Genomic DNA, 5,224 nt, shown 5'->3' on the forward strand with positions numbered 1-5,224 from the left:
ATATAAAAATATAGATGTTCGGGTCGCATAAATTAGGAGTGAGCTAAATGCTCACCCCAACATTTGACTTAGAACCTAAATTGATAAGTTTTTTAATCGTTTTACAGCTTCTTCTAATAATTCTTTTTCTTGCACTAATGCAAGACGCATATATCCTTCACCTTCGGAACCAAACGTAGTTCCTGGCACCATTAATACACCCGTTTGTTCAATGGCTTTAAAAGCAAAGGAGACACTGTCAATTTCATAAGGATATTTAGCCCATACAAACATTCCACCGTTAGAAGGAGCTACTTCCCATCCTAATTCCTTTAATCCATTCATTAAAGTAATATGGCGTTCGGAAAAAGTAGAACGTAAAGTTGCTGTAATTTCTTCTGCATGATCTAGGGCAAGGGCAGCTGTTGATTGAATAGGGTCGAAAATACCGAAATCTAAATTGGATTTTAATTGTTTTATAATCGAAATCATTTCTGCGTTTCCGACGATATAAGCTACACGGGCACCAGCTAAACTAAAGCTTTTTGATAAGGAGTTAATCTCTAAACCGACTTCTTTTGCACCAGGAGTTGCTAAGAAGCTAATTGGTGCATCACCTGTAAAGTAAAATTCCGAGTAAGCGGCATCGTGTAAAACGATAACATTATATTTTTTTGCAAATTCGACTACTTCAGTGAAATATTCAATTGAAGGAGACATTGGAACAGGATTTCCTGGCATATTGAGAATCAATAATTTTGCCTTTTCGGCAACGTCATCTGGAATAGCCTTTAAATTTGGTAGAAATCCTCTATTTTCATCAAGGGGTATGTAATAGGGCTTGGCACCAGCTAAATTAATACCGGCTGCATAGGCAACGTAACCAGGATTTGTTGTTAATACGATATCCTCAGGATCACAAAATGCAACTGGCAAATGGACTAAGCCTTCTTGTGAACCAATTGTTTGTACGATTTCTGTTTCCGGCACTAAATCTACTTTATTAACACGTTTATAATAATTGGCAACTGCTTCTAAAAATTCCTTTGAACCGGATAACGTATATCCGTAGGAAGAAGAACGTTTGCTTAATTCAGACATATGATTCCGTAACATTTCATGCGGGGGAATGTCGGGGCTCCCTAAACTTAAATCGATTAAATGCATTCCTTTTGCTTCTTGTTGTTTCGCGTAATTTTTTAAATCACCAAAAATGGCAGGTTCAAATAATGACATTTTCTTAGAGGGGATAATATTCAAGATGTAACACTCCTTATAATCAAACAAATATAAATCACATTTTAACATAGGACGGTTGATAATTCGCCATAAAATCAGAAAAGATAAAAAATACATATTTTATAGAGAATCTTTAGGGATATAACGGTGGAAATGGATACATGATTTTAAAGAATAGCTAATTTTTTGTTCATCCATTACACTAGTAAAAAATAGGTTGGAGGGAGATAGATGATCGTCTATTCATTAAGTGGTCCGAGTGGCACAGGGAAAAGTACAAGTGCCCTTCAATTTGCTTATGAACATCAAATAGAAGCGATTATCGATGACGGTCTCCTCATCATGAATGGGGAGAAAAAAGCTGGAACTTCGGCGAAATTTGAGAAAAATACGGTTACAGCTGTTCGCCGTGCTATTTTCCAGGATGAAGAACATAAAAGGGAAGTTGTCGATGCAATTCGTGAACATCATGTGCAATCGATTCTCATTATAGGAACTTCAGATAAAATGACCAAAAAGATTGCTGAACGTCTTCATTTACCACCTATTAAAGTATTTTACCGCATTGAAGACATTAGGTCCCAAAGGGAAATCCAAATGGCTAAGTTTGTAAGGGTGACCCAAGGGAAACATGTAATGCCTATCCCATATAAACAAGTAGGGCAAAACTTTTTTAAACGGTTAGTTCAGAAAGGATTTGATATTGTTTCAAAAAATAAAGTGAAAGTAGGGGAAACGACAATTGTTCAACCAGATTTCCATCGTCAAGTAGTCGCCATTTCCCGAAATGTTTATTCAGAATTGATACAACATATTATTCGTCAAAATAAAGTTGTTACAAAAGTGAATTCGGTTCAATTTGTTATGAAGAAACAACCGATTATTTATCTTTCCATTTATATATCATCACCGATCAACTATAGTGTAGTGGAAGAAATGGCCAATATACAGCGTATGATTTCAGAGCAATTTAATCGCCATTTTGAATTTGAACCGTCCCATATTCGACTTTTTATAAAAGGGATTAAATAAGGGATGGGCAGTGTTTCATATTGATTTGGAACGGACCTTTCTCTTTTTAATAACGGGAAAAACGTGGTTGCCTTTTTTCAACAAATGCGCGGACACCTTCAGGAAAATCGTTATGATCAACAAAGGTTGTGGATGAATTCCATAATACCGGTACTGAATCGATACATTCTTGTACGGACCGTTTAATTGCAAGAAGGGAGGCTGGTGACATGCCTGCCACTAATTTCCCCATACGAATCGCAAATTTATTTAAATCCTTTTCGGGTACTAAATAGTTTAGTAACCCTGCTCTATAGGCCTCCTCAGCTTTGTACATACGACCAGTAAAAACAAAATCCTTTGTTGCCGAGGGTCCTACTAAATCGACAAGACGTTTAGCAAATTTATTATTAATCGTAATTCCTAATTTACCGACCGGAATACCTAAACGGGACTTATCTGAACCAATCCGAATATCACAGGCTAATGCTAATTCCAACCCTGCCCCCATTGCAGGACCATTAATGACACCAATGACAGGAAGGGGTAATTGTTCGATAGTAGATATCGTTTTTTCCATTAAAACAAATGCCTCTTCTGCTTTTTCTAAAGAAATGGAGTTAAATTCTTTAATATCTGATCCTGCTGTAAAATTTTCTCCAGATCCACGAAGCAATAACACTTTATTTTTCGGATTATCAAGTGATTGTAAGGCGATTTTTGCCAATTGTTCCCACATATTCGCCGTTAAAGCGTTTTTTAATTGGGGACGATGAATTGTAATAATCGCTAATCCAGCAGTTTCTTGATAAATAATTTTCGCATCCTCTTCTTCCAATCGAGTTGTTCGTACTTGCATCGGAAACAACCTCCTAACTTAGATACCCCCATTATATACAACAAGCACTTTTTATCGAACTAAATTTAGAATATTTAATAAAAAAGTAACTTCTAACAATGGATATATTTTTGACAAAAAAAGATTTTCCCTCTATAAATTAACGGCAAATTTGCTTTAATCATATCTTGTTTGTTTTGTCACTTTTGTATTTGCATATTATCCGACACTTATTATATACTTTAAACTATATACGCACGCACAATGACTAAGCTGTAACATTCATATTATCCACGCTTTACGTAAATAAGGAGGGGGAATAATGATCCAACAAGTCGACTATTATAAAACTTATTTAGAATCATTAAAGAAATCACCCCATACAATCAAGCAGTATTGTATCGATGCAGAGCAATTTTTAAAGTTTATAAACGACAATGATGTATCATTGGATAATGATTTAAAAAAGTTTATATCATTTTATAAAGAGCATTTATTGAAAACATATAATTCAGTTGCAAGCATCAATCGAAAACTATCATCTTTAAAATTCTTTTTATCGTATTTAAAGGATCGGGATATCATTGATACATATCCTGTTGAACTATTAAAGCCTGTTAATAGTAGTTTAAGTACATTTAAAATATTAACAACTAATCAATTAGAAAAAGTATTAAATTATTGGCTTCATTTGTATAAACATAGTGAAGAAGCAGAATACAAATGGCTCGCATTGCGTAACTTTTGCATTGTGAATATTATACTTGAACTTGGTTTAAAACCCTTTGAAGTTGTAGCTATGAGATGGAGTCATATGGATGATCATTATATTACGATTATCCAGAGATCAAAAAATAGAAAACTTCCATTATCAGAAAGTCAAATGGCTTGGTTATCCTTATTAAAAATAGAAACTGAAAATTGTTTCCCATTTTATAAAAACATTGATTACATATGGATAGGACTTGGGAATAAGCAATATGAACCAATTACGGTAAAAACAATTGAACGGATCTTTCAAACAATTTCAAAAAATGTTGGATTTAAAGTAACTGCTACGATGTTACGTTACACAACGATTCATCATCATGTGCAACAAGGATATAATGAACAATTAAAACAAATTTATGAACGATTCGGTTATGCAAGAAAAAGTGTTCTTGTTGATCGAATGAAACGATTTAACTAAATGACAAGTTAAGAGGGGTAAGATGGACGAATTATATCGAAATAATACAAGTTTAATATTAGAAGGAGGGACTTTTCGTACCGTTTATACAGCCGGTATTTTAGATGCTTTTTTAGATCAACAGATAATGATGCCATACATTATTGGTATATCAGCTGGTGCAATGAATGCTTGTTCCTATATTTCTAAACAAAAGGAACGTACATTACGAGTGCTCATTAATTTCCGTCATGATAAACGTTATATGGGTTTTCGAAACTTCTTTAAAGAAAAAAGCATATTTGGGTTGGATTATGCCTATGATTTAATTCCAAACCAATTAGATCCATTTGATTGGGATACATATCAAAAATATGATGGCACTTTATTGTTTGGGGTAACAAATGCAATGACAGGCGAAGTAGAATATATGAATGCATTAGAAATGGATAGAAAATGTATGATGTTAAGAGCAACTTGCGCTATTCCTATTCTTTTTCCCGAAATTAAAATAAATGACATTCCGTACTTTGATGGAGGGTTAGCTGACCCCATTCCTATTCAAAAAGCGATAGACGATGGTTATAATAAACATGTTCTCGTACTAACCCGACCAAAGGGGTATCGTAAACAATTGGACTCCCAAAGTAAATGGGCTATGAAATTATTGAAAAGGAAATATCCGAAACTTGTAGAACTTATGCAAGTTCGTATTGATAAATATAATGAAACTTTATCATTATGTGAAAGATTAGAAGAAGAAGGAAAAGCCTTTATTTTTAGACCGGAATATCCGATGAAAAGTATGGAGAAAGATGTAAAGGTGATGCGTCAAAGTTATGAAATGGGATATAACTTAGCAAATAGTCAAATGGAAAAATTGACTGCTTTTTTACAAACGCCATAAAGAAAGAGGCTGGGACATAACTAGCTTCAAATAGTGAGAAAGGTGAATTTGAGGAAACTCAAATTCACCTTTCGCTATTTTT

At 34.1% G+C, this 5,224-nt stretch carries 5 protein-coding genes; 3 read left to right on the forward strand and 2 right to left on the reverse strand.

What is annotated here, in order from left to right; all coding sequences use genetic code 11:
• Nucleotides 1–75: 75 nt before the first annotated feature.
• On the reverse strand, nt 76–1,239 hold the full coding sequence (locus ACH0B5_RS17565) for an aminotransferase class I/II-fold pyridoxal phosphate-dependent enzyme (RefSeq protein ID WP_122971761.1): 1,164 nt from the start codon (nt 1,237–1,239) through the stop codon (nt 76–78).
• A gap of 210 nt (nt 1,240–1,449) precedes the next feature.
• Here ACH0B5_RS17565 and ACH0B5_RS17570 point away from each other — a divergent pair, with 210 nt between their 5' ends.
• Nucleotides 1,450–2,250 carry a P-loop NTPase family protein gene (locus ACH0B5_RS17570; RefSeq protein WP_122971762.1) on the forward strand — a complete coding sequence of 267 codons (801 nt, stop codon included), beginning with the start codon at nt 1,450–1,452 and terminating at the stop codon, nt 2,248–2,250.
• Nucleotides 2,251–2,296: 46 nt separating this feature from the next.
• Here the strand turns inward: ACH0B5_RS17570 and ACH0B5_RS17575 are convergent, their stop codons facing one another.
• Nucleotides 2,297–3,088, reverse strand: a complete 792-nt coding sequence (locus ACH0B5_RS17575; protein WP_122971763.1) for an enoyl-CoA hydratase/isomerase family protein — start codon at nt 3,086–3,088, stop codon at nt 2,297–2,299.
• 301 nt (nt 3,089–3,389) lie between these two features.
• Here ACH0B5_RS17575 and ACH0B5_RS17580 point away from each other — a divergent pair, with 301 nt between their 5' ends.
• Both ACH0B5_RS17580 and ACH0B5_RS17585 read left to right on the forward strand, forming a co-directional pair.
• Nucleotides 3,390–4,256 (forward strand): tyrosine-type recombinase/integrase, encoded by an 867-nt coding sequence (locus ACH0B5_RS17580; RefSeq protein ID WP_122971764.1) that lies wholly within the window; start codon nt 3,390–3,392, stop codon nt 4,254–4,256.
• A 22-nt stretch (nt 4,257–4,278) separates the two neighbouring features.
• The gene (locus tag ACH0B5_RS17585; RefSeq protein WP_341362037.1) at nt 4,279–5,142 is read left to right on the forward strand and encodes a patatin-like phospholipase family protein; all 864 of its coding nucleotides are present in this window, start codon (nt 4,279–4,281) and stop codon (nt 5,140–5,142) included.
• Nucleotides 5,143–5,224: the final 82 nt, after the last annotated feature.

Origin of the sequence: Ureibacillus sp. 179-F W5.1 NHS, from assembly GCF_045369345.1 — a bacterium.
Taxonomy (GTDB): domain Bacteria; phylum Bacillota; class Bacilli; order Bacillales_A; family Planococcaceae; genus Ureibacillus; species Ureibacillus halotolerans.

What these genes read in the sequence shown, in the direction of transcription:
- ACH0B5_RS17570 (WP_122971762.1), top strand. Translation starts at nt 1,450, where the DNA reads ATGATCGTCTATTCATTAAGTGGTCCGAGTGGCACAGGGAAAAGTACA.
- ACH0B5_RS17575 (WP_122971763.1), bottom strand. Translation starts at nt 3,088, where the DNA reads ATGCAAGTACGAACAACTCGATTGGAAGAAGAGGATGCGAAAATTATT.
- ACH0B5_RS17580 (WP_122971764.1), top strand. Translation starts at nt 3,390, where the DNA reads ATGATCCAACAAGTCGACTATTATAAAACTTATTTAGAATCATTAAAG.
- ACH0B5_RS17585 (WP_341362037.1), top strand. Translation starts at nt 4,279, where the DNA reads ATGGACGAATTATATCGAAATAATACAAGTTTAATATTAGAAGGAGGG.